27 protein-coding genes, 3 pseudogenes and 1 riboswitch are annotated in these 20,690 nt (G+C 39.9%); of the genes and pseudogenes, 24 read left to right on the top strand and 6 right to left on the bottom strand.

The window, feature by feature from the left end; translation table 11 throughout:
* Positions 1 to 5 precede the first annotated feature (5 nt).
* Positions 6 to 188, bottom strand: coding sequence for a hypothetical protein (locus tag AF333_RS22850; protein ID WP_043067772.1), 183 nt, complete (start codon positions 186 to 188; stop codon positions 6 to 8).
* A gap of 506 nt (positions 189 to 694) precedes the next feature.
* Here AF333_RS22850 and AF333_RS22840 point away from each other — a divergent pair.
* The 4 genes from AF333_RS22840 to AF333_RS37715 all read left to right on the top strand — a co-directional run bounded on the left by AF333_RS22840 (position 695) and on the right by AF333_RS37715 (position 2,832).
* Positions 695 to 1,150, top strand: a complete 456-nt coding sequence (locus AF333_RS22840) for a flavodoxin (RefSeq protein WP_043067770.1) — start codon at positions 695 to 697, stop codon at positions 1,148 to 1,150.
* Between the two features lie 93 nt (positions 1,151 to 1,243).
* Positions 1,244 to 2,002 carry a hypothetical protein gene (locus AF333_RS22835; RefSeq protein ID WP_043067769.1) on the top strand — a complete coding sequence of 253 codons (759 nt, stop codon included), beginning with the start codon at positions 1,244 to 1,246 and terminating at the stop codon, positions 2,000 to 2,002.
* Positions 2,003 to 2,025: 23 nt separating this feature from the next.
* Positions 2,026 to 2,637 carry an HD-GYP domain-containing protein gene (locus AF333_RS22830; protein ID WP_043067768.1) on the top strand — a complete coding sequence of 204 codons (612 nt, stop codon included), beginning with the start codon at positions 2,026 to 2,028 and terminating at the stop codon, positions 2,635 to 2,637.
* Positions 2,638 to 2,673: 36 nt separating this feature from the next.
* Complete coding sequence (locus AF333_RS37715) at positions 2,674 to 2,832, top strand: recombinase family protein (RefSeq protein ID WP_080787898.1); 159 nt, start codon at positions 2,674 to 2,676, stop codon at positions 2,830 to 2,832.
* A 262-nt stretch (positions 2,833 to 3,094) separates the two neighbouring features.
* Here the strand turns inward: AF333_RS37715 and AF333_RS36985 are convergent, their stop codons facing one another.
* Entirely contained in the window at positions 3,095 to 3,223 is a 129-nt protein-coding gene (locus tag AF333_RS36985; protein ID WP_268753639.1) for a hypothetical protein, read from the bottom strand.
* A gap of 208 nt (positions 3,224 to 3,431) precedes the next feature.
* Here AF333_RS36985 and AF333_RS36230 point away from each other — a divergent pair, with 208 nt between their 5' ends.
* Entirely contained in the window at positions 3,432 to 3,575 is a 144-nt protein-coding gene (locus tag AF333_RS36230) for a hypothetical protein (RefSeq protein WP_235496892.1), read from the top strand.
* Positions 3,576 to 3,841: 266 nt separating this feature from the next.
* Here AF333_RS36230 and AF333_RS22820 read toward each other — a convergent pair whose 3' ends face one another.
* Positions 3,842 to 4,687 carry a hypothetical protein gene (locus AF333_RS22820; protein WP_043067766.1) on the bottom strand — a complete coding sequence of 282 codons (846 nt, stop codon included), beginning with the start codon at positions 4,685 to 4,687 and terminating at the stop codon, positions 3,842 to 3,844.
* Positions 4,680 to 5,264 (bottom strand): sigma-70 family RNA polymerase sigma factor, encoded by a 585-nt coding sequence (locus tag AF333_RS22815; protein WP_235355993.1) that lies wholly within the window; start codon positions 5,262 to 5,264, stop codon positions 4,680 to 4,682. The genes AF333_RS22820 and AF333_RS22815 overlap by 8 nt, the downstream gene beginning before the upstream one ends.
* Positions 5,265 to 5,587: 323 nt before the next feature.
* Here AF333_RS22815 and AF333_RS22810 point away from each other — a divergent pair, with 323 nt between their 5' ends.
* From AF333_RS22810 to AF333_RS22800, 3 genes are all read left to right on the top strand, one after another.
* On the top strand, positions 5,588 to 5,929 hold the full coding sequence (locus AF333_RS22810; RefSeq protein ID WP_043067765.1) for a zinc ribbon domain-containing protein YjdM: 342 nt from the start codon (positions 5,588 to 5,590) through the stop codon (positions 5,927 to 5,929).
* Positions 5,930 to 6,066: 137 nt separating this feature from the next.
* Positions 6,067 to 7,272, top strand: coding sequence for a MalY/PatB family protein (locus tag AF333_RS22805; RefSeq protein ID WP_043067764.1), 1,206 nt, complete (start codon positions 6,067 to 6,069; stop codon positions 7,270 to 7,272).
* A 245-nt stretch (positions 7,273 to 7,517) separates the two neighbouring features.
* Positions 7,518 to 7,808 (top strand): DUF3817 domain-containing protein, encoded by a 291-nt coding sequence (locus AF333_RS22800; protein ID WP_043067763.1) that lies wholly within the window; start codon positions 7,518 to 7,520, stop codon positions 7,806 to 7,808.
* Between the two features lie 73 nt (positions 7,809 to 7,881).
* On the opposite strand, the gene AF333_RS22795 is transcribed toward AF333_RS22800, so the two are convergent.
* Complete coding sequence (locus AF333_RS22795) at positions 7,882 to 8,067, bottom strand: hypothetical protein (RefSeq protein WP_043067762.1); 186 nt, start codon at positions 8,065 to 8,067, stop codon at positions 7,882 to 7,884.
* A 67-nt stretch (positions 8,068 to 8,134) separates the two neighbouring features.
* Positions 8,135 to 8,368, bottom strand: coding sequence for a PLP-dependent transferase (locus AF333_RS22790; protein ID WP_043067761.1), 234 nt, complete (start codon positions 8,366 to 8,368; stop codon positions 8,135 to 8,137).
* A 489-nt stretch (positions 8,369 to 8,857) separates the two neighbouring features.
* A riboswitch (SAM riboswitch) is annotated at positions 8,858 to 8,972 on the top strand.
* Between the two features lie 108 nt (positions 8,973 to 9,080).
* Between AF333_RS22790 and AF333_RS34365 the strand changes: the two genes are divergently transcribed.
* The 16 genes and pseudogenes from AF333_RS34365 to AF333_RS22720 form a co-directional block, all read left to right on the top strand.
* Positions 9,081 to 9,284: a hypothetical protein gene (locus AF333_RS34365; RefSeq protein ID WP_200894950.1), complete on the top strand. Its 204-nt coding sequence runs from the start codon at positions 9,081 to 9,083 to the stop codon at positions 9,282 to 9,284.
* Positions 9,275 to 9,913: a MetQ/NlpA family ABC transporter substrate-binding protein gene (locus tag AF333_RS22780; protein ID WP_200894949.1), complete on the top strand. Its 639-nt coding sequence runs from the start codon at positions 9,275 to 9,277 to the stop codon at positions 9,911 to 9,913. The genes AF333_RS34365 and AF333_RS22780 overlap by 10 nt, the downstream gene beginning before the upstream one ends.
* Positions 9,914 to 10,052: 139 nt before the next feature.
* The gene (locus AF333_RS33160) at positions 10,053 to 11,669 is read left to right on the top strand and encodes a YcdB/YcdC domain-containing protein (protein ID WP_043067760.1); all 1,617 of its coding nucleotides are present in this window, start codon (positions 10,053 to 10,055) and stop codon (positions 11,667 to 11,669) included.
* Between the two features lie 3 nt (positions 11,670 to 11,672).
* Positions 11,673 to 12,434, top strand: a pseudogene (locus tag AF333_RS22770) (sensor histidine kinase); the annotation flags it as partial.
* Between the two features lie 210 nt (positions 12,435 to 12,644).
* A pseudogene (locus AF333_RS32355) lies at positions 12,645 to 13,136 on the top strand (glycosyltransferase family 39 protein); the annotation flags it as partial.
* Between the two features lie 18 nt (positions 13,137 to 13,154).
* Positions 13,155 to 13,838 (top strand): annotated as a pseudogene (locus AF333_RS36225) (glycosyltransferase); the annotation flags it as partial.
* A gap of 1 nt (position 13,839) precedes the next feature.
* Positions 13,840 to 13,980, top strand: a complete 141-nt coding sequence (locus AF333_RS33920; RefSeq protein WP_158502506.1) for a hypothetical protein — start codon at positions 13,840 to 13,842, stop codon at positions 13,978 to 13,980.
* A 6-nt stretch (positions 13,981 to 13,986) separates the two neighbouring features.
* Positions 13,987 to 14,898, top strand: a complete 912-nt coding sequence (gene galU, locus AF333_RS22750) for a UTP--glucose-1-phosphate uridylyltransferase GalU (protein ID WP_043067758.1) — start codon at positions 13,987 to 13,989, stop codon at positions 14,896 to 14,898.
* On the top strand, positions 14,876 to 15,181 hold the full coding sequence (locus tag AF333_RS22745) for a GDP-mannose 4,6-dehydratase (RefSeq protein ID WP_043067757.1): 306 nt from the start codon (positions 14,876 to 14,878) through the stop codon (positions 15,179 to 15,181). Before galU ends, AF333_RS22745 begins: the two co-directional genes overlap by 23 nt.
* Positions 15,182 to 15,204: 23 nt before the next feature.
* Positions 15,205 to 15,333, top strand: coding sequence for a hypothetical protein (locus AF333_RS36980; RefSeq protein ID WP_268753638.1), 129 nt, complete (start codon positions 15,205 to 15,207; stop codon positions 15,331 to 15,333).
* A gap of 1 nt (position 15,334) precedes the next feature.
* Complete coding sequence (locus tag AF333_RS36220) at positions 15,335 to 15,580, top strand: hypothetical protein (RefSeq protein ID WP_235496889.1); 246 nt, start codon at positions 15,335 to 15,337, stop codon at positions 15,578 to 15,580.
* Positions 15,581 to 15,926: 346 nt separating this feature from the next.
* Positions 15,927 to 17,264 carry a branched-chain amino acid transport system II carrier protein gene (brnQ, locus tag AF333_RS22740; RefSeq protein WP_043067755.1) on the top strand — a complete coding sequence of 446 codons (1,338 nt, stop codon included), beginning with the start codon at positions 15,927 to 15,929 and terminating at the stop codon, positions 17,262 to 17,264.
* A gap of 561 nt (positions 17,265 to 17,825) precedes the next feature.
* A complete protein-coding gene (locus AF333_RS22735) occupies positions 17,826 to 18,374 on the top strand; it encodes an SRPBCC family protein (protein WP_235356698.1) in 549 nt (182 codons plus the stop codon).
* A gap of 201 nt (positions 18,375 to 18,575) precedes the next feature.
* Positions 18,576 to 18,764 (top strand): DUF3311 domain-containing protein, encoded by a 189-nt coding sequence (locus tag AF333_RS22730; protein WP_043067754.1) that lies wholly within the window; start codon positions 18,576 to 18,578, stop codon positions 18,762 to 18,764.
* Complete coding sequence (locus AF333_RS22725) at positions 18,761 to 20,266, top strand: sodium:solute symporter family protein (RefSeq protein ID WP_043067753.1); 1,506 nt, start codon at positions 18,761 to 18,763, stop codon at positions 20,264 to 20,266. The genes AF333_RS22730 and AF333_RS22725 overlap by 4 nt, the downstream gene beginning before the upstream one ends.
* A gap of 146 nt (positions 20,267 to 20,412) precedes the next feature.
* Positions 20,413 to 20,690: transposase (locus AF333_RS22720; RefSeq protein WP_161808234.1), on the top strand; the 278-nt coding region annotated here is incomplete at its 3' end.

Genomic DNA, 20,690 nt, shown 5'->3' with positions numbered 1-20,690 from the left:
GAAGTTTATTTAAACGGCTTGGATATGTATTTTACTTCAATAACTCCGACCAATAATATAAAGACGATGAGTGATAGGCTAAATGTGGTTGTGGAGGCGGTAGGAAATAAAGCTTTGAAGATACGGGCAAATAAGTAGCCAGCTCCAAAATAATAAATAATAATAAAAATCATTCGTTTCAATTGCATGATTTCACCTCATAAGCTATAAAAGTACTCATTAAGAAAAACTCGCGGGCGCCTGCGCTCGTCCTTTTTCCACACAGAAGTCAAACGGCCGCTTTATGTCACTTCGAGCGGACCGACAAAACATCTGGGTATCTCTATGCGGGAGACAGTTGTCGGTCTTTTTCGCCCACCGTGCCACGCGCCTCGCGAGTTTTTCAAGTAATACAATCGGAGGAAACGATATGTCGCTTTCTTACTTTACAGCGACATATCGTTTCTTATCCATTGAAAAATGCCCCTTCCATTCCCATGGTAAGGGGTTTTTTCTTGAAAAAGTTATCTCTATGAATCGTTGTTATCTTACTATATTTGGTGGAGAAAGAAAAGTTTTTCTGGTTTTATTTAAAATACAGTTGACAATGATTATCAATATCTCTTATTATTTTATATGATAATGATTATCATTATTGAATTTGTCCATATACATAATAAGCGTTCATACACAGTGACAAAAAGGAGGAAGTCAAATGGCCAAAGTAATACTTATTTATGCAAGTATGTCAGGGAATACGGAAGCAATGGCCGACCTGATTGAAGAGGGGTTACAGTCGACCGGAGTGGAAGTCGTAAAAAAAGAAGTGATGGATATACGGGTTGATGAGTTGCATGAGTATGACGGTATTATACTTGGCGCCTACACGTGGGGAGACGGGGAGCTTCCGGATGAATTCCTGGATTTTTATGATGATATGGAGGACGTAGATTTTACCGGGAAAAGCCTAGCTGTATTTGGGTCCGGGGATACGGCTTATGCTGAGTTTTGTGGAGCGGTAGATTTATTAGAGCAAAGAGTTCAAGAAAGTGGCGGAACATTAGTCGCCAAGGGATTGAAAATCGAACTTGCGCCCGTAGGCTCGGATATCGATCTGTGCAAATCTTTCGGGGAGCAATTTGCCCAGGCTATTGGGATAAAGCAGAGATAAAGTAAACAGTGACGGGGAATGGCTACTCTTCGGTGAAGTATAGCTACTCCCCTTTGCCATAGAGACAGGAAACAAAGATAGGAGGCACGCCTGATGAACGGTAAAGAACGTCTGATTTCCGTAAAGACACTTACGGACCGGCATATGGAAGAATTTATCCGGTGTCCGTATCAATTCTATCTCAGACAAACGAAAAAGGGACAGCTTGAATCTTATACGTGGAAGCAGGTCGTTCAGCGTATCGTTCGCCAGATTATCGAGCATTACTTCCAGTTTCCCGCACAAGCTCGTTCTGTATCCGGTATATTGAAGCTTATCGATATGTATTGGATTAAACAGCCCAGCTTATTTGAATCAAAGGGACATTATTACACCGTATTGGCACATGTCAGTAATTATCTTGTCCAATATTTGCTTGAGGACTGCCAGGCTGATCCGCCGCTCATGCTTTTTGAAAAAGTGAAGGTAACAAGTAAAGAGTTAGCTCTTGACTTATCTATCACGCTTCAAATTGTGCAAGGCACGGGTTCTTCATTTGTCATAAAGAAGTTTACGCTTGAAGAAGATGAGGAATCTTTCACGTCCTATAAACATATTGCTGTTCTTTTCTCACAGGAAGCGTTCGGCATTCTTCCCGAGAGAATTGAAATTATATCTTTATTGTCAGGAAAAAGAAAAAGTTGGCATCCGGTTTCTTCCGATGTGGCACCAGCACTCACATACATAACTGTAATTAGAGACTTGCTTGAGCAGCCGAAGAATTATGAAAAAGCAGGGCAACGCTCCGCGTGCGTCATATGCCCGTTTAAAGAGGGATGCGGGATATCGGCTCATACTCACGTGTTGAACTGATAAGAAATGGGGGAGGGGCTTGTATGCTTAATGCGTATCAGCAGGTCATGAGGCTTATTTATCGGCATGATTCGCTCACGTTTCTTCATATTAAAAGAGTAGCTGTATTGATGGAGAGGTTTGCCTCCTATATGGGATTAACAAGCGAGGAATGCTACATCGCGAAGCTGGGCGGGTTTCTTCATGATATCGGAAAGCTAGAGCTTGCGCCCGAAGTTTTGCATAAACGCGGCAAACTAACGGAGAAAGAAATAAAGCATATTAAGAAGCATCCTGTGTTTGGCTACCATATCTTAAAACATTATCATATCGATAAGCGGATTGTAGAAATGACACGTTGGCACCATGAGTGTTTTGACGGAGGAGGCTATCCCGATAAGCTGTGTGGAACAGAAGCTCCTCTACTATGTCGGATGATGGCAATTGTCGATGCTTGGGAAGCCATGACAGGAAAACGGTTATACCGTAGTCCGCTTTCTCATGAGAAAGCTCTCGCCGAATTGCAAAACGGAAAAGGTACACAATTTGATCCGGAACTTGTTGAACACTTTGTTGCCATGATTTCATCCATGCACGTTCGTTTTCCAAAGCGTTCGGTTACCTCTTCGGTGCCTCTTACTATCCCCAAACCCTAATGCGATAAAAAACCAGTTTTCCGTCATGTCGGAAAGCTGGTTTTTTATTATTTTAAACGTGCTGAATTTGAAAAGTTGTTGAAGCAAATTCGCTTTAAAGATGTCATTGTGTGTTATGATCTTACTCGCTTCGGACGATCTCAAATACATATTTTTCAGGTCATTCAGGAGCTACAAGCCAAACAGGCAGGGTGAGTCACATTGAAAGAACGACGCGCTTTTTTATGAATGAGCGAAAAAGCTGTGCGTTCTCTTTATTTGCTAAAGAATTACGCAGATACAGTCGCCTGCTGCTCTTAACCAGAGCGCTATAAAAACAGGAAGTATGAGAAGAAAGCGAAAGTGCCAGGGTCAGTATTTTCTTTTCTCTATGAGTATGGCTAAAAAATGCAAATCAGCATTATTAAATTTAATAAATATGCCATTTTTAGATATTGTTGCACGGCAAATAAGAGAATCAGGAAGAGGTGGGATGCGCCCTGCGATCCGGCAGAAGAAAGGCAAACGTGTCTTTTTCCGATCGCTCCCGCCCACCGCCCTTCCTTCTTTTCTTCCCTCTCACCACAAGAATTTGTCGATGTATCAAATCAGATGTATATAATTATTAATGGAGTTCCCTTTCATAACATAAAAGTTATTGCTTTTGATAAAGATGGTACGTTATTTGATGCCCTTTCTTTCTGGCAACATATTGATGCTCTACGTAAGCAAGAATTTTTGAAAATTGTAGGAAGAAATCATGAACATAAATGGTATGCCTTGCTTCTGATCATCGTATACGAACTCAAGCATGTATGGAAATGCTAGGTGTATACAAAGATTTAGACTTTATTATCACCCCAGAAGAGGTAAAAAGAGGAAAGCTTTTTCTTTTTAAAGAAGCCACAGTTTCCATTCAAGGCTCAATTAAAGTACATCCAGACTGTACGTTGGATTGATTTTGTCCATGTAAAAATCCCCGCTAAGTCTACAGTAAGGCACTTTCTTCCTACTGTTCACTCAGAAGGGATTCTATCATGATGGGGATTGTTTAACGCTTACTCTCAATAACATAAATTTGGCACGTTTTTTTCAACTTAGCCTCAACTTTATCTGTAATATCATAACTCTTGGTCACAATTAATTGGTGGGAAGCTTCTATTCCAACATCGAGTATTGTTTGGTCATTGATTTGGCCTTTATATCCTGAACGTTCATTACACCATCAATAGAGGATGACAGGTGCAGGCGCCGCAGTTGCTCTTGGCCCAGCGTTCTGTATCTTTGCCTTCGCTTTCTCGATTTCCGCTTGCGTGACTGGTTTGCCCGTCTCTAAGCTATCGATTATTTTACCGAGCGTAATGGCATCAAAATCCTCTTGTGAGTATAATTCTATTCTAAATCCCTCATACTCCCAAATGACGATTCCGTTTGCAAAATAGACCTTTGTACCGTTAATTGTTTCTATTTTGACATCATCAGTGGTGATGATGCCATTTTCATCATCCTTTGAAATCAACAAACTGACTATTTTTTTATCTCGTTTATAGAGTACCTCAACCATTTTATCACCTTGAATTACACTATTCACATACTCATAGTCCGACAACCATGAGGGTGCAGGAAAGTTCATCCCCATTGCCGAGCGAGCTTCCTGTAAGGAGAGCTTTAAAGGGGACGGTAATTGGGCTACCTCGTCATTCCTTGCTGAATTACTAGACGACGTGTTTACTGCAGGAGTAGGTAGTTCTTTATCATATTGTGTGATTTTCATTCCCCCAACTTGATAATGAGCCAGGATCGATTGAAACAATTCTTGCGCGTAAGAAGTAGTTGAAAATGCGCCACCAAGACAGATAACAGCACTGGCAATCACAGTTGTAGCTCTCCATTTACTTTTCTTCATAGATATCCCATCCTTTTTTTTGCAATAGGGTTGCAAGGTTTCTGTTTCCATTTTGTATGTCACACGATTATAAATCCGGTCTTTCGAGGAGGAGGGAGTTAACTCTACATTTGTCAACAGATTTACTATATTCTTGAATTCTTCCTGATCCTGTTTTTTACTCATTTTTGAACCCTCCTGCCACCAAGATTTTATGTAGCTTCTTTAAGCTCCTGTACACTACAACGCCAATGTTGGATTCACTTACACCCATTAACTGAGCGATTTCCGAATTTTTCAGACCGGCTCCATATTTCATTGCGAGAATATTGCGTTCTTTGTTGCGCAGCCTCGCCAGAGCTTTGAACAACTCCTGATTATTGTCATCGCGGATGACCAGATCCTCGGGAGACGACTCGATAAAAACCATATTCAGCAAAGTGTTCAGTGAAAAAAAGGCCCGTTTTTTCTGTGCGCGAAAGTAGTCCGTTACAGCGTTTCTTACGATCGCGAACAGCCATATTTCGAACTTTGATTTTTCCGGTGAGAAGCTATGATATTTAGTGATGACTGTTTCGAATACATGACTGCAGATATCCTCCGCAGCGTAGTGATTGTTGATCCGGAAACAGATATACTTATAGACCCGTTTATTATACATCTCATAAATCTGGGAAAATTCTTCCTTGGATATGATTTGATCATAGACATCGTCTTTTTTATTGTAGTGAATCTCCATGTTCACTTGGGTGGTCTCCAACACCTGTCCCTCCCTCCTGTTTATTGGTAAGTTCAATGATCAATGAATGTGTAATGCTTAAAAAAATTACGTAATTTGTTCTTGCATATGTTAATACGTAGAAATAACTAAAGTATTAACATATTGATGACATATTGTTTGAAAATCAAAAAGAAACGAATTCGCCATCATACGAAAAAAAGTATGCTGTTAATAATTTATGTCCGTGGTACCACCACCGGCAAAGTAGATGGGCGTTGGAGGAAGGGTTGTCAATATTAGAAGACTATGACAGTATATAAAGCATATAAGGAACTCCCTATAGAGCGAATGGAGGAAATGAAATTATGCTTGATTTACCAAATTGTCCAAAATGTAATTCAGAATACACTTACGAAGATGGGAGTCTTTTTGTTTGCCCAGAATGTGCTCATGAGTGGACGTTAGAATTAGAAACTGAAAATAGTGAAGATAAAAAGATTGTCAAAGATGCAAATGGAAATGTCTTAAACGATGGTGATTCTGTAACGGTAATCAAAGACCTTAAAGTAAAAGGAAGTTCATTAGTTGTAAAAATAGGTACAAAAGTAAAAAATATACGTTTGGTCGATGGAGATCATGATATTGATTGCAAAATTGATGGTTTTGGAGCTATGAAATTAAAATCTGAATTTGTTAAAAAGATATAAATGAGGTTTTCATGAAAGTGAATAATTGAAAAGAAAAAACGTTCATTAAAGCGGTTTTGTTACTTTAATGAACGTTTATCTTTTTAAATGACTTTATTATTTGCTTACATCTATTAAAAGTTAGGTGAGGTGTTGAGATGAAGTATAATTTTGATGAAATGATTGATAGAACAACAACGGATAGCATTAAGTGGTCTCCAAAGCATCTAAAAGAAAACTTTGGTGATGAAAAATCATTGCCTATGTGGATCGCTGATATGGATTTTAGGGCTCCTCAACCAGTAATAGATACTTTGATAAAAAGAGCAGAGCATGGAATATTTGGCTATGGACATCAAAGTGAGGCATTCTTAGATTCTTTAATAGCATGGCAAGAAAGGAGAAATGGTTGGACAATAGAAAGGGAATGGATTTTATATACACCTGGGATTATTCCTGCATTAAATTTTATTGTGCAATCCTTTTGTATACCTGGAGATAAAATTATTGTTCAAAGCCCTGTCTATTACCCATTTTATAATATAATTCAAAATAACGGTTGTCATGTGGTGGAAAATAAGCTTAAGTTGAAAGAGCTTAAATATGAAATGGATTTTGACCAGCTAGAAGATTTAGTTAAAGACAGTAGAACAAAATTACTGTTTTTATGTAGCCCACATAATCCAACTGGGAGAGTATGGACGCATAAAGAATTAATTAAATTAGGAAGAATATGTATCGATAATGATGTAATGATTGTTTCTGATGAAATCCATTCTGATCTGATATATGAAGGACATACCCATATTCCATTCGCTAAAATTAGTGATGAATTTGCAAACCACTCAATTATCTGTACTTCCCCAACCAAGACATTTAATTTAGCTGGATTACATGTATCAAATATCATTGTCAAGAATAGAAAGAACAGAAATATTTTAAAACATAGATTGGAAACAATGGATATTGATCCGGGGTCTTTTGCGACAGTTGCACAAATTGCCGCTTATAACGAAGGAGAAGAATGGTTGTCACAATTATTGAATTATCTACAAGGCAATATTGAGTTAATTGAATCTTTTGTTAACAAAAGACTGTCAGGTGTAAAGTTTATAAAACCAGAAGGAACGTATCTAGCATGGCTAGATTTTACTGAACTATTCGAGAATTATAAAGTTCTAGAACAGTTTATGCAATCTAAAGCAAAGTTAGCATTAGATGAAGGCTACATATTTGGAAGTGGTGGAGAAGGGTTCGAAAGGATTAATTTTGCTTGTTCACGTGAATTATTAAAAGACGCGCTTGAAAGAATTGAAAAATCTATAAATTTAATCAGGGGAACTACCATATCGCCATCAAGCTGAGAAAACAAGTTACCCTCATAAGAATGCATATTAGCAAAGTTGTTGATTATCCATATAGAAATGAAAAAGAATCAAGCCGAAATGTATGCTTTTTCTTTTTTATTTTGAAAAAATGAATTTATCTTGAACATAACTGTATTTTCCTCATGTTTAACTTGTTTTTGGTTTATAGTAAGTACTATAAGAGGTACATGCAACATTCGTATTACTGGTACTAAGCGCTTTTATCCATAGGAGGTGTCAACATGTTGAAAACCCCCCTCGGACGTTTTCGCCTTATCGCGCTGATCGAAGGCATCTCGTTCCTTTTACTGCTTGGGATTGCTATGCCCCTGAAGTATTTTGCCGATTTTCCGGCCGCGGTTAGTGTTGTCGGAGCGTTACACGGTCTGCTTTTTGTACTTTATATAGCTGCCGTTGCTCACGTAACGTTTGCGCTTCGCTGGTCGTTCGTGCGGGTGATGGGAGCTTTGGTTGCGTCGATAGTACCGTTTGGGAATTTTGTGCTCGATTCACGCTTGCGTCAGGAGCAATAGGTAGTTGCGGAGCGCGGCATCGCGGGCAGGCAGGAAATTGCGAATGCTGCGCTTCAGCATAAGAGAAATTCCTTTATTTCTCGATTGTTTCTATAGAAATAATCCGATAGCATGGAACAATGACGGTCTCACCATCACAAGTTAAAGACAGGGCCATCCGTTCATTGGACGATTCAACAAAACCGGTACGATGCAATTGGCCTGTAGGTGAAGCATATATAACTTTCACTGTTTTACCCACATATTGATTAAGATTCATAGTCTATTCTCCTTTATAACAGGGACCTTCTTATAGAGGGTCCCTGTTTTTTAGAAAATCCATAGCATTATAGCATGCCTAGCCCTCTTTCCAAATCAGCGATAATGTCTTTGACCTCTTCGATCGATTCTGAGGAATGGAAAGGAACGAAAGAGCAGTCAATGCCGAGACGGATTAGCTCTGTTTCAAGTAAAAATGCGGTGGCTCCGTAAATCTCGTCTGAGCAGAGTACATGTTCTCCTGCACAGAATTGCACAGAGAATCGCAGCCATGCCGGAAGAAGTGGAAACCCCCGTCTCACCTCCTTCTAATGTGGTCACCGGCATGCACGGCATTGGTCATCATGTGTTTGAATTTCATAGTCAGGACTCCTCTCAGATTATCGAATAGCAATAGAATCACATTGTAACCGTATCAAAAAAACGACTGTTTTGGTATACATAAAAGATGCTTGTGGGACAAATGGTCAATTTATATATGTATATAATTCTTAGTTGACTAATGCGTTTAATTTGTATTAAGATAACAGAAGAAAAACCAAAAACAGAATAGGAAGCTCTTATCTATATACATCTGATTTGATACATCGACAAATTCTTGTGGTGGGAGGTAAGAAAAGAAGGAAGGGCGGTGGGCGGGAGCGGTTGGAAAAAGGCACGTTTGCCTTTCTTCTGCCGGATCGCAGGGCGAATCTCTTCTTTTNTTCTGCCGGATCGCAGGGCGAATCCAACCTCTTCTTTTTCTGAATCACCTCCTTCCAACCACGCTACCCTGTCAAACTATCAAGTGTAATTTATATAGAGAGGTGGAGGGACTGGCCCGATGAAATCTCGGCAACCGAACCAGCGCGTATGCTGTATCGCAGTGCCAATTCCAGTGGAATGGTATATTCCTGCAGATAAGAGGTCCAGTGGACGTATTGTACCCGGGTGACCTCTTTGGATAAGAGGTCATTTTTGGTTGGTTTTTCTGGTATTGAATAGCGCTGACAAGAGTGAAAGAGGGGAAGAAAGATGAAGAAATGGTTGGCTCTTATTGTTTTGGTAATGAGTATCGGCTTCCTGGCTGCCTGCGGTCAACAAGAAGAGAAAGCAGCAAGCACAGGTGCGAAAGAAGAACTAAAGAAGATTACTATAGGCGCTAGCGCAGTACCTCATGCCGAAATTCTGGAACATGTAAAAGCTGCATTGAAGAAAAAAGCATTGATATGGAAGTAAAAGTATTTGACGATTATGTACTTCCGAACACGGCACTCGAAGATAAACAACTCGATGCAAACTATTTTCAAACAGTGCCGTACATGGAGCAATTCAATAAAAAGCACGGTACGCACATTGCGGGGCTAGACGGTATCCACTTTGAGCCGATGGGACTGTATCCGGGTAAAGAAAAAGGGACTGAGCCGAAGCAAGGTGCAGTTATCGCGATTCCGGATGATGTAACAAACAGTGCGCGCGCGTTAAAGTTGCTTGAAACACAAGGGTGGATCAAGCTGACACCAGGCAAGGAATTGAACAGCATTACGAAACAAGACATTGTAGAGAATCCGAAGAATGTTCAAGTGAAAGAGATGCAGGCAGCGATGCTTCCGCGAGCTGTAAATGAAGTGGATTATGCAGTCATTAATGGTAATTATGCAATGGAGGGCGGTCTAACGACCGACCAGGCGATTACAATGGAGAAGAAAGACTCTGATGCTGCCAAACAGCATGCGAATATCATTAGTGTGCGAGCAGGCGATGAAAATCGTGAGGATATTAAAACTTTGATTGAAGTGTTGAAATCAGACGATGTAAAGAAATTTATTGAAGAAAAATATAAAGGTGCCGTTGTTTCTGTATTCTAAGTAAGCGTCACTATCGCTCTATTGATCGATAAAACCTTCTGTCATTTGGCAGAAGGTTTTTTTATGGGAAAATTATGAAACATTGCGCTGACGGGAAACGTCTTCTAAGTGAAAGGAAAATATAGGAGGGATGAGCCTAATGAACAAGACGAGATTGGTTACTGCAAGTATGATAGCAGGCAGTCTGTTATTTAGTCATGCAGCATTGGCGGCAGAGCAAGGAATAACAGGTCAATATGAAAAAAATGAACAGACACGCATGCAACTTCAGAAATTGCCTGCACCTGTAGCGGATACCATGTTCAAATTGCTGAAGTATATGCCGGAACTTGAGACAATGGGCATGGAAATAAATGTAGAGGATTTGCCAGATAGTAAAAAGAAGGTATATGGTGTGATGTTCAATAAAAAAGAGGCGGAAGAGTACAAAGATTTGTACGCAACCACGAACATTAGCGAAGATGGAATACTATATGATTTCCATCAATATGACTCGATACACAAATCGGAAACACGTCCTTCAGATTCCGTTGCTAAAGAAAAATCCCTTGCATTCCTCAAGCTTATGATGGGTGATGAACGCGCATATGTATTGCAGGGCATTAGTACCGGAGGACAAACATCTATAGACAAAGATGGAAATCGTGAAGTTACCAAATATGCCAGCGTCCGATTTTTTCCTTTAATTCATGGTATTCCTCTCACGAATAGAAACAGCATTCAAATCGATATTGATAAAAATGGACGGGTTGCCAGTTGGTTTAATAATGATGAAGATATACAGGAGAATGCTTTCCCGCAGCCTATACATACGATTACTGAGAAGGAGGCTGAAAAAGCATTTCTTGAGGCAGCAAGTGCAAGCCTTTCCTACAATGAAGCGGAGTTTGTGCGTATAGGTGATACAAAGGCGGAACATATAACTCGCCCTGTGCTTAAATATATGATAGATACGCAAGCGATTGACGCTTTGACCGGTAAGCCTGTAAAGAATAAAGTTAAGGACTTGTATCAAGAAAAGGTAGTTAGTGTACAAGGAAAGGGCAAGAAATTGAGTGTTACGTCAGAGAAAGAAGCGGCAGATTTACTAAAGACAGAGCTTGCAATTGATGTAGCTGGCCTTGAACTGCATAAGGATGGAGATGGAATCGAACAGACAAAAGTATACCAATGGCGTAAAAATGATGACGTATCTTATGTCGTCCAGACAACTGCGACAGGAGATGTGGTTCATTTTGGAGCTTTTTTAAACGAAAAAGTCAAAAAAGAAGAGAGTATTACAAGAACAGAAGCAGCATCACGTGCGTTGACATTCCTTCAAACATATTTACCATCTCATATAAAAGAGTTGCAAATGAGTTATAGAGAACAGGAAAAGAGCGATGATTGGGTAGATGAGAGTAAGCTGCCGCCAGACCATGTTATGCTGATTTCTTTTCGAGAAATGAAAGATAATATTCCAATTGATAGCCGTTCGTATAATATATATGTCGATACATCGACTGGAAAAGTTGTTGGTATATTTATGGAAAGTATGCTAGGTAAAATCGAGTTGCCTGATGGAAATGACCGTGTAAGTCCACAACAAGCAGTGAAAGCATATGTAGAGAAATATCCGCTCACTTTGCAATACGTATGGCCATCGATACTAAACCAGAAAGCCGATAAGCCGCTATTGGTCTATGCTCCGTTGGCTGGTTATGAGGGACAGTATGTAGATGCGATAACAGGTAAGGTAGAACAGGCTGAACGTTAAACCGAGCAATTAGTCGTATTACAGCCGATTGTTTCAGGATCAGGGCAAATACTTGGTGTCGTTCAGATAAGCACGCTGACAGGTCTGCTCAAGGATTTGCTTATTCGTCAACTGCTTACATTTTTGTTCCTTTCCCTTATTGCCATGCTCATCGGATTGCTTGGCTTTTTACCGGTGCTAAAAAGAGCCTTGGTTCCTTTGTTCAACATGGTACATACCGCAGAGCAAATTGATGCAGGGAATCTGGCAAGGCGTTTTCCCCCTCACCAAGGACAGAGAGAAATCGATCGTCTGGCTGAATCTTTTAATGGAATACTGGAGCGGCTGGAAGCCTCCTTTGAAGCGGAAAGAGAAACGAAGGAACAGATGCGTCGCTTTATAGCGGACGCCTCTCATGAGCTTCGCACACCGTTAACCTCTATTCATGGATTTCTGGAAGTATTGCTCCGCGGTGCGGCCAATCAACCGGATCAACTGCATAAAGCGTTAAAAAGCATGCATGGCGAATCTGAACGTCTTAATAAATTGGTACACGAGCTTCTTCTGTTGGCTAAACTTGATCGTACTCCTCATGTTTTTAATCGATTTTATCGCAGCGATTCCTCCCGGACACGCAAGTATGGCGGTGCCGGTTTAGGTTTATCGATTACCAAGTCCATTGTGGATATTCATAGAGGAACCATTAGTGTTGTAAGTCAAGAAGAGGCGGGTTGTACGTTTAATATATGGCTTCCTATAATAATTGAATTGATTCAGTCTTCATAACGGCATTCATACGCGGCGTACCCGTGTATGAATGCCGTTTTTGCTGTACGTGTATATTTTCAGCGTATATTCAGCTAGTACTCAATTAATGTTCAGGTTCTGTTAAGGGACAATTCAGCTAAAGGCAGTATGATTTATAAGCGTAGAAGGACTGGATATCATAGAGGCCAGTTATAGCGACAATAAAACATGATGAATGAAAGGGGGAACATGAAAATGAGACCGAAACAAGGTCAACGTTTCGATATGATCCTACAGTGTATTGCTTTACTATCCTCTTTTTTTAATATTTTAAATATATAGAAATATCAGTATGTGAATACTTATTACACTTCAGCTGTAACAAGTATGCTACAGAGCTTTCACAACTTTTTCTACGCTTCTTTTGATCCGGTTGGATACGTTACGATGGATAAACCGCTGGTTACATTTTGGGTACAGACCGTATTTGCTTATATGTTTGGGGTTCATGGCTGGAGCGTCGTTCTGCCACAGGCCTTAGCAGGAATTGGCTCTGTGTTGCTGATATACAGTCTTATCAAACCGTCCTTCGGTAGAACAGCGGTCCGATTCACGAGCCTGATTACGGCATGCACACCGATCGCTGTTGCGGTAAGTCGGACGAATAACATTGACAGCCTGTTGGTATGTACGCTTCTATTCGCAACGTGGATGCTATTTCAGGGCATTCACAAGCAGAAGTGAAGATGGATTTTTGCGGCTTTTGCTATGACTGGCGTCGGTTTGCAGGATCCGCCGGAACTGATTCCGCAAATGATCGAGAAGTGGAAAGACGGCTATGAGGTCGTCTATGCTACGTGTGCAAAACGAAAAGGAGAGACACTGTTCAAGAAATGGACGGCTTCTTTATTCTCCCGCACGCTGCATACGCTGACAGAAGTCGCTATTCCGCTTGATACCGGAGACTTCCGTTTGATGGGCCGTAGAGTATGCGAAAGATTCAGGAGAAAAATCGCTTCGTTCGTGGGCTAGTCAGTTGGGTAGGGTTTCGTCAAACAGCGATTGAATACGAGCGGGGATGAGCGGTTTGCGGGAGAGACGAAATATCCTCTGAAAAAGATGCTGCGTTTCTCGATGGACGGCATTACATCGTTCTCTTATAAACCATTAAAAGCAGCCACTTATCTGGGTTTTCTTATTTCCTTCTCAAGCTTTGTATATTTACTTATTACTATATACTTGAAGATGTTTACGGCTAGTACTATTGCGGGATGGACGTCAGTTATCGCATGCTTGTTGTTATTAAATGGAGTAATACTTATTATTCTAGGTATTCTTGGAGAATATGTCGGCAGAATTTATGATGAGACGAAGAATCAGCCGTTATATATTCTTCAGAACGAACCTCATGGCACAAAACGGCAGACAAATGAGGTGGTGTAACATGTACCGAGATAAGCGTCAAGCTGTTGAACTTATGCGCTTAGTTGTCGACTTTGCAGCCTTCTTTCTTCTCATGACGGGAGGAGTACCTTATAGGAAGCTATTTATGGGTGTTTACCGAGAAACAAAAGATAAGGAGTGAAGTGTTTTGAAAATCAGAAAAGCGGTTATTCCAGCGGCAGGGCTTGGCACACGGTTTTTGCCCGCCACGAAAGCACAGCCGAAAGAAATGCTGCCCATTGTTGATAAGCCGGCCATTCAATACATTGTAGAAGAGGCGGTGCAAGCTGGAATTGAAAGCATTATTGTAATCACAGGTCGTAACAAGCGAGCGATTGAAGATCATTTCGATAAATCAATTGAATTGGAGAAGACACTCGCTGAAAGCGAAAAAGAAGACATGCTTAAAATGGTTCGTGAGATTTCAACGATGGTGAATATGCATTATATCCGCCAGAAAGAACCGTTAGGGTTGGGGCACGCTGTTCTGTGTGCACGCCAATTCATTGGGGATGAACCGTTTGCTGTGTTGCTTGGTGACGATATTATGGTATCCGAAAAACCTGCGCTCAGACAAATGATGGACATATACGAAGCTTTCGACACGGAAGTAATAGGAGTTCAGCCTGTCGCATTCCAAGAAGTACATAAGTACGGTATTATTGCTCCAATGCAAAGTGTGTTGCAAAATGCTGGAGAAGCGAAGTGGGTGAAAGACGTAATAGAAAAGCCAAGCTTGGAAGAAGCACCGTCTACATTAGCGATTATGGGGCGTTATATTTTAAAGCCATCCATCTTCCCGATTTTAGAGCATATGAGTCCAGGCAAAGGAGGAGAAATTCAACTGACGGATGCGTTAAAGGAGATATGCCATGACCATTCTTTGCTTGCTTTGCCGCTTGTAGGGAAGCGATATGATGTTGGAGATAAATTTGGCTATATTCAAGCGATAATTGAACTTGCTCTTATGCGTCCGGAACTGCGTTCCAACCTGCTTGCTTATATGAGCGAGCTTTTGGAGGCAGAACAGTATATAAGTGGAAAAACAGGGAGGAGATAGCATAGGACCGGTATTAGTAACGGGAGGTGCCGGTTACATTGGCAGTCATACAGTGTTAGAACTTCTTAAAGAAGGCATCCCTGTAATTGTACTGGATAACTTGACGACTGGTCATCGAGATGCGGTGCGGTCCTCTTATTTTTACGAAGGTGATATCGCAGATGCGGAACTCGTAACACGCATTATTAAAGAATATCAAATTGAATCGGTTATTCATTTTGCTGCCAAAAGCCTGGTAGGAGAATCGTTTGTCAAACCAGAGATGTATTTTTTATGGAAATAATGTAAATCATTGAAACAGTAGAAATGATTACAGAACGTCCGCTTGCGGTAGAGTACATGGACAGAAGGGCCGGCGCTCCTCCTGTGTTGGTGGCGGAAAGAGGTAGGATAAAAAGTGTACTTGGCTGGGAACCACAGTATATATACATCTGATTTGATAAATCGACAAATTCTTGTGGTGAAAGAAAAGAATGAAAAAATCAGAGGTTGGAAAAAGACACGTCCGCCTTTTTTCTGCCGGGGCGCAGGGCGTATCCATCCTCTTCTTTCTCCATCTCTCCTACTTCCAACCACGCTACCATGTCAAAATATTAACTGTAACTTGTATAGTGATTTGGAAACTATTCTATCAAGTGCCTGGCACTGGCACAGGACCCATCCGAACGGTTATGACCAGTAATGAGGAGTTTCGCTTGTTAGGAAAATTGCAAGCAACATAGTAGTATACGGGACGATTGTTGAATGATGAATGAAAATGGAAGAAGACTGTCGATAATGCTTCGACAGTCTTTTTGTCTTCGGTTTAATAGCTTTATTGCTATCTCGGATAAAGAGGAATTTGGTTATAAAAGAAAAATATAGGAATTAAAAGTTTGTTTTCAATGTAATTTTATTTATTTACAAATTTTTTTATTGATAAAAACAAAGAAATTTATTATAGTATGTTACTGTGACTTTATAAAGTAGAGAAGCCGAAAGAATAGTTTGTAATTACAGATAATTCAATTTACACCGGAGGAATCATCGTGAAATCGAAATCTTTACCTTTTTCAACTGTTTTTATTATAGGGCTGACTCTCTTTGCTCTATTTTTTGGAGCAGGGAATTTAATTTTTCCCGCTTCACTCGGCCAGGCAGCTGGCACAAATTTCTGGCCTGCAGTTTCGGGCTTTTTAATAACGGGCGTTGGCTTGCCTCTACTTGGGGTTATAGCAATGGGGGTTTCAGGAAAAGAAGATTTACATTCATTAGCCAGTCGTGTTCATCCTTTGTTTGGCCTTATTTTTACAACGGTTCTTTATTTAGCCATTGGGCCATTATTTGCTTTACCGCGAACAGGAAGTGTATCATACGAGATTGGTGTAAAACCTTTCGTATCAGAAAGCATGGGACATATATCGTTGCTTATTTTTACAGTCTTATTCTTTTCGATTAGCTGCTTTTTTTCATTAAATCCTACCCGGATTGTGGATATTGTAGGGAAATTTTTAACTCCCATAAAGTTACTGTTTATTTCTATTTTAATCGTGGCGGCACTCGTTCATCCGATAGGTCCAATGCAGCCACCTGTAGATGATTATTCGCATATTCCATTTTTCAAAGGATTCCAGGAAGGTTATCTAACAATGGATACACTTGCTTCTTTTGTTTTTGCAATATTGGTGATTAATTCCATTAAACAAAAAGGGGCAACTACTACAAGGAGTATCGCGATTACTTGCGTGAAAGCTTCTTTTATAGCGGCTACTTTATTAATTGTTCTTTATGCCTCCCTTACTTTTTTAGGAACTTCAAGTGTTTCGGTGATGGGACATCTTGATAATGGAGGACAAGTATTGGCACAGGCTGCGAGCTATTACTTTAGGTCGCTGGGTGGACTGTTGCTGGGATTGATGATCACTGTAGCATGTTTAACTACAAGTATCGGATTGATAAGCTCGTCTGCAGCTTACTTTCATAAGCTACTGCCGAACATCCCATATAAAGCATTAGCCATCGCCTTAAGTGTATTCAGTGCAGCAATAGCAAATGTTGGTTTAACACAATTGATTGCTTTTTCCGTTCCAGTATTGACGGCTATTTACCCATTGGCTATCGCTCTGATTTTTCTAACATTTCTGCATCCTTTATTTAAAGGGCGAGCAGAGGTATATCAATATACAATGCTTTGTGTTGGCTTAGTAAGTATTTTTGACGGATTAAATGCTGCCAATATAAAGATAGCGGCTGTTAATTCTTTATTTAGTCATGTATTGCCTTTGTATCATTTGGGTCTAGGATGGTTATTTCCAGGAATTGTTGGAGGTGTAGTCGGTTTTTTGATTACCTTGATTGATACTTCTAAAACTGTGGTTTCCAAATAAGAACATAGGGATAGTAACATATATTTTTTTATTAATTGAGTTGTTATTAACTCAATAGTTAATAACAATTAAATCTGTTCAAGGGTGTTGATTATCCAGTACGATCCAGAGTGGATAGCCACTACACCATGCAAGACCCTGCTGATGGAAGTTTACTTTATCGCAGCAATAATTAATTCTGACATTCAGCGTTTTTATTTCTTTACGCTCCATTTTCAAAACAAAAAGCGAGTTGTAATCAATTCTATGAGTTGACTACAACTCGTTTTAAATTGGAATAAAAGAGATAAATAAGTTATTAACACTTATAATAATGATTATTTTGAATTGGCATTATTCTTGCAATAATGAAATTTAGTATACAAGCTTGAAATCGCTTTATTCTTAATTTAGAGATAATAAAGCGGTATATTTTTCGAGAAATTAGGAGGGCGGAGAGCATGTCGGTAAAAGAAAAAAGTTTTTGTTAACTTAGATGAAAACGCTTCACCATTAATTTCGAGTTTTGGAGATTTTTTTGATTCCCTTAAAGATGTTACTTTCTTGGGAGAATTAAAAAAAGTGTGGGAAAAAAGGCGTGTGATTAAAGCCAATTGGAAGGCTTTTATTGATAATTACTTAGAATGTGATCATTGTCCGATTGCCCATCCATCATTCGTTGCTACGCTAGATATGAGTCAGTACTCCGTCATTGCTTGTGAAAACTATTCCGTTCAAGGCACCATAGTGAAGCCGGATAAGCAATATGGAAGCGTAGAGTTGAATAAGGCAGAATTTAAGGGCGGAAGATTTTACTGGCTGTGGCCCAACATGATGGTAACCATCTATCCAGGTTCCGGAAACATGACCGTCATTCAGATGATTCCAATTGATCATGAAACGACCATGGGAGTTTATCATGTATTTTTCCGGGATGAAAAGCTTACGCAGGAAGAGAAGGACTTGCTTGCGTTTATGGAACAGGTTCGGGATGAGGATATTGAACTGGTAGAATTGGCACAAGCTGGATTTCGTTCTAGAGCCTTTGAAAAGGGAATCTTTTCACCAACGGAAAATGGAGTAGCCCAGTTCCATGGTATGATTCGTGATGCTCTCCTCATTGAACAATAGCCGGAAACACACGGGCTTTCCGAATAAAAATAAATGCCTTGTGTAACGTTTTTCCATCCAGCTAAGAGTGACAAGGATGTTGATATTTCGCTTTAATTTTTGGAAAAATATGATGATTATTTTAATTGGAAGCGCTGTCTATAAAAAAGCAATCAATGTAGTAAAACCATCAGTATGATTCACAAAGGAGGAACGTATTTGATGAAAATTGTAGTTTGGTTACTGAGCATTATACCTGCTGTTGGATCATTAACAGTTATAAACCGTATCGAACCTTATATATTCGGATTACCATTTATTGTGTTTTGGGCAACTATGTGGCTCATTTTATCTTCGGTATGTCTTTATATTTGCAGCATTATCCAAGATAAAGAGGAGGCAAATGAATGAATATCGCGATATTAATTATTACACTAACTTTCCTACTTGCTTTCTATTTAGGTGTGCGTGCCCGTAAAGGTCAGAAAATGGAGATGGAACAGTGGGCGGTCGCTAATCGTAATTTCGGCTCAATTATTATGTTCGTGTTAATGGCGGGTGAAATTTTTACGACGTATGTGTTTTTAGGTGGAACCGGCGGGGCATACAGAATGGGAGGACCGATTATTTATATCTTTAACGCCCTGTGTTTTATCATTCCTTATTGGATTCTACCTCCTATTTGGCGTTACGCAAAAAAACATAAGTTGATTACCCAGTCGGATTTTTTTGCGAAGAAGTATGACAGTAAGGCACTCGGGTTACTGGTAGCATTGGTTGGCGTAGTCTCTATGATTCCTTATATCGTTTTACAGTTAAAGGGGCTTAAAATCATTGTATCAGAGACTTCCTATGGAATGATTTCACCGAATTTGGCAGTGTGGATTGGAATGATTGCCGTCACTATATTTGTATCAGTGTCCGGTATTCATGGATCAGCCTGGACCGCTATTTTAAAAGATATTCTGCTTTTGGGAGTTATTTTGTTTTTAGGCATTTATCTACCTTATCATTATTTTGGTGGAATCAAGCCGATGTTTGAGACATTGGATGCCACGAAACCGGGATTTTTATTGATTCCTGAATCAGGGTATAGTATGTCCTGGTATATTTCTACCTGTTTAATTTTTGGTTTAGGGCAATATATGTGGCCGCAAGTGTTTGGTGCAAGCTTATCGTCAAGAACTGAAAGTGCGTTGCGCAAGAATGCTGCTATACTACCCATTTATCAAATTGTATTAGTATTCATATTGTTTATCGGGTTTACCGCTCTTTTACAAATTCCAAACTTACAGGGAACGGATACGGATTTAGCATTGTTTAAAATTGTAAAAGCAACGTTTGAACCATGGTTTGTAGGCGTCATAGGGGCGGCAGGATTACTGACGGCTCTTGTGCCCTGTTCCATGTTGTTGCTGACTGCATCTACACTGTTAGCAAATAACATTTATAAGGTAGTGAAGCCGAATATAACCGAAACGCAACTTAGTCGATTGACCCGTATTTTCGTACCTATCGTTGCGCTTGTTGCTCTATATTTTACTTTTTATGGTGGTAACACCATTATTGCACTGTTAATTATGGCCTACAGTTTCGTACTACAATTATTCCCCGCCGTATTTTTTAGTCTGTGGAAAAAAAATCCTGTTACAAAATCGGGTGCATTTGCAGGGATTATCATTGGCGTGATTACTGTTGCTTATGTAACGATTACAGATGCGACAATGGGTACCCTGTTTCCACAATTTCCGCAGTTCATAAAGGACCTTGATATCGGTATCGTAGCGATTACGGTAAATACGCTCGTAACATTGCTTGTTAGTGCTATTACCGGCACAGCGAAAGCGAAAACAGATAATACAGAAAATACCGTTTTTGAAGAACATGTTGTAAAACAGGTAAGCTCTAAGTAATCAATAGTGAAAAGTTCTGCCAGATTGAGGGTGTCCCAAAAGTAACTTTTGGGCACCCTTTTTCACGTAAAAAAGAAGAAAATCGCTCTTTTTGATATAATGAAGTCACCACAACAAACAAAATATCAGAAAGGAACGATTTTCTTATGTACACTCATTATACCACTCGCCAGTTAGTTCTTCCAATGGATATTGAGATCCTAATCCCCGATCATCACCTGTGCCGAATTGTGGATGCAACGGTTGAAAAAATAGACCCTCGCTTGTTTATTCCTCTCCACCCAGGCGGAGGGCGTCCTCCTTATCCTCCAAAAATGATGCTAAAAATGATTCTGTATGCGTATACCAATCGCATATATTCCTCTCGGCAGATCGCCAAACAGCTGGGTGAGAATATTTACTTCATGTGGCTTTCCGAAAATCA

The sequence above is a fragment of the Aneurinibacillus migulanus genome (genome assembly GCF_001274715.1).
Classification (GTDB): domain Bacteria; phylum Bacillota; class Bacilli; order Aneurinibacillales; family Aneurinibacillaceae; genus Aneurinibacillus; species Aneurinibacillus migulanus.
Note: the sequence above shows the minus strand (reverse complement) of the source record. Positions and strands in the feature narration are given on the sequence as shown.

Bases quoted from the DNA above. Each gene is read 5' to 3' on its own strand.
- AF333_RS22800 (WP_043067763.1), top strand. From the start codon at position 7,518: ATGTTGAAAACCCCCCTCGGACGTTTTCGCCTTATCGCGCTGATCGAA.
- AF333_RS22835 (WP_043067769.1), top strand. From the start codon at position 1,244: ATGAACGGTAAAGAACGTCTGATTTCCGTAAAGACACTTACGGACCGG.
- AF333_RS33160 (WP_043067760.1), top strand. From the start codon at position 10,053: ATGAACAAGACGAGATTGGTTACTGCAAGTATGATAGCAGGCAGTCTG.
- AF333_RS22795 (WP_043067762.1), bottom strand. From the start codon at position 8,067: ATGAATCTTAATCAATATGTGGGTAAAACAGTGAAAGTTATATATGCT.
- AF333_RS22850 (WP_043067772.1), bottom strand. From the start codon at position 188: ATGCAATTGAAACGAATGATTTTTATTATTATTTATTATTTTGGAGCT.
- AF333_RS36980 (WP_268753638.1), top strand. From the start codon at position 15,205: ATGATTACAGAACGTCCGCTTGCGGTAGAGTACATGGACAGAAGGGCC.
- AF333_RS22820 (WP_043067766.1), bottom strand. From the start codon at position 4,687: ATGAGTAAAAAACAGGATCAGGAAGAATTCAAGAATATAGTAAATCTG.
- AF333_RS22725 (WP_043067753.1), top strand. From the start codon at position 18,761: ATGAATATCGCGATATTAATTATTACACTAACTTTCCTACTTGCTTTC.
- AF333_RS22830 (WP_043067768.1), top strand. From the start codon at position 2,026: ATGCTTAATGCGTATCAGCAGGTCATGAGGCTTATTTATCGGCATGAT.
- AF333_RS22730 (WP_043067754.1), top strand. From the start codon at position 18,576: ATGAAAATTGTAGTTTGGTTACTGAGCATTATACCTGCTGTTGGATCA.
- AF333_RS36230 (WP_235496892.1), top strand. From the start codon at position 3,432: ATGGAAATGCTAGGTGTATACAAAGATTTAGACTTTATTATCACCCCA.
- AF333_RS22780 (WP_200894949.1), top strand. From the start codon at position 9,275: ATGGAAGTAAAAGTATTTGACGATTATGTACTTCCGAACACGGCACTC.
- AF333_RS22805 (WP_043067764.1), top strand. From the start codon at position 6,067: ATGAAGTATAATTTTGATGAAATGATTGATAGAACAACAACGGATAGC.
- AF333_RS33920 (WP_158502506.1), top strand. From the start codon at position 13,840: ATGTACCGAGATAAGCGTCAAGCTGTTGAACTTATGCGCTTAGTTGTC.
- AF333_RS22840 (WP_043067770.1), top strand. From the start codon at position 695: ATGGCCAAAGTAATACTTATTTATGCAAGTATGTCAGGGAATACGGAA.
- AF333_RS34365 (WP_200894950.1), top strand. From the start codon at position 9,081: ATGAAGAAATGGTTGGCTCTTATTGTTTTGGTAATGAGTATCGGCTTC.
- AF333_RS22810 (WP_043067765.1), top strand. From the start codon at position 5,588: ATGCTTGATTTACCAAATTGTCCAAAATGTAATTCAGAATACACTTAC.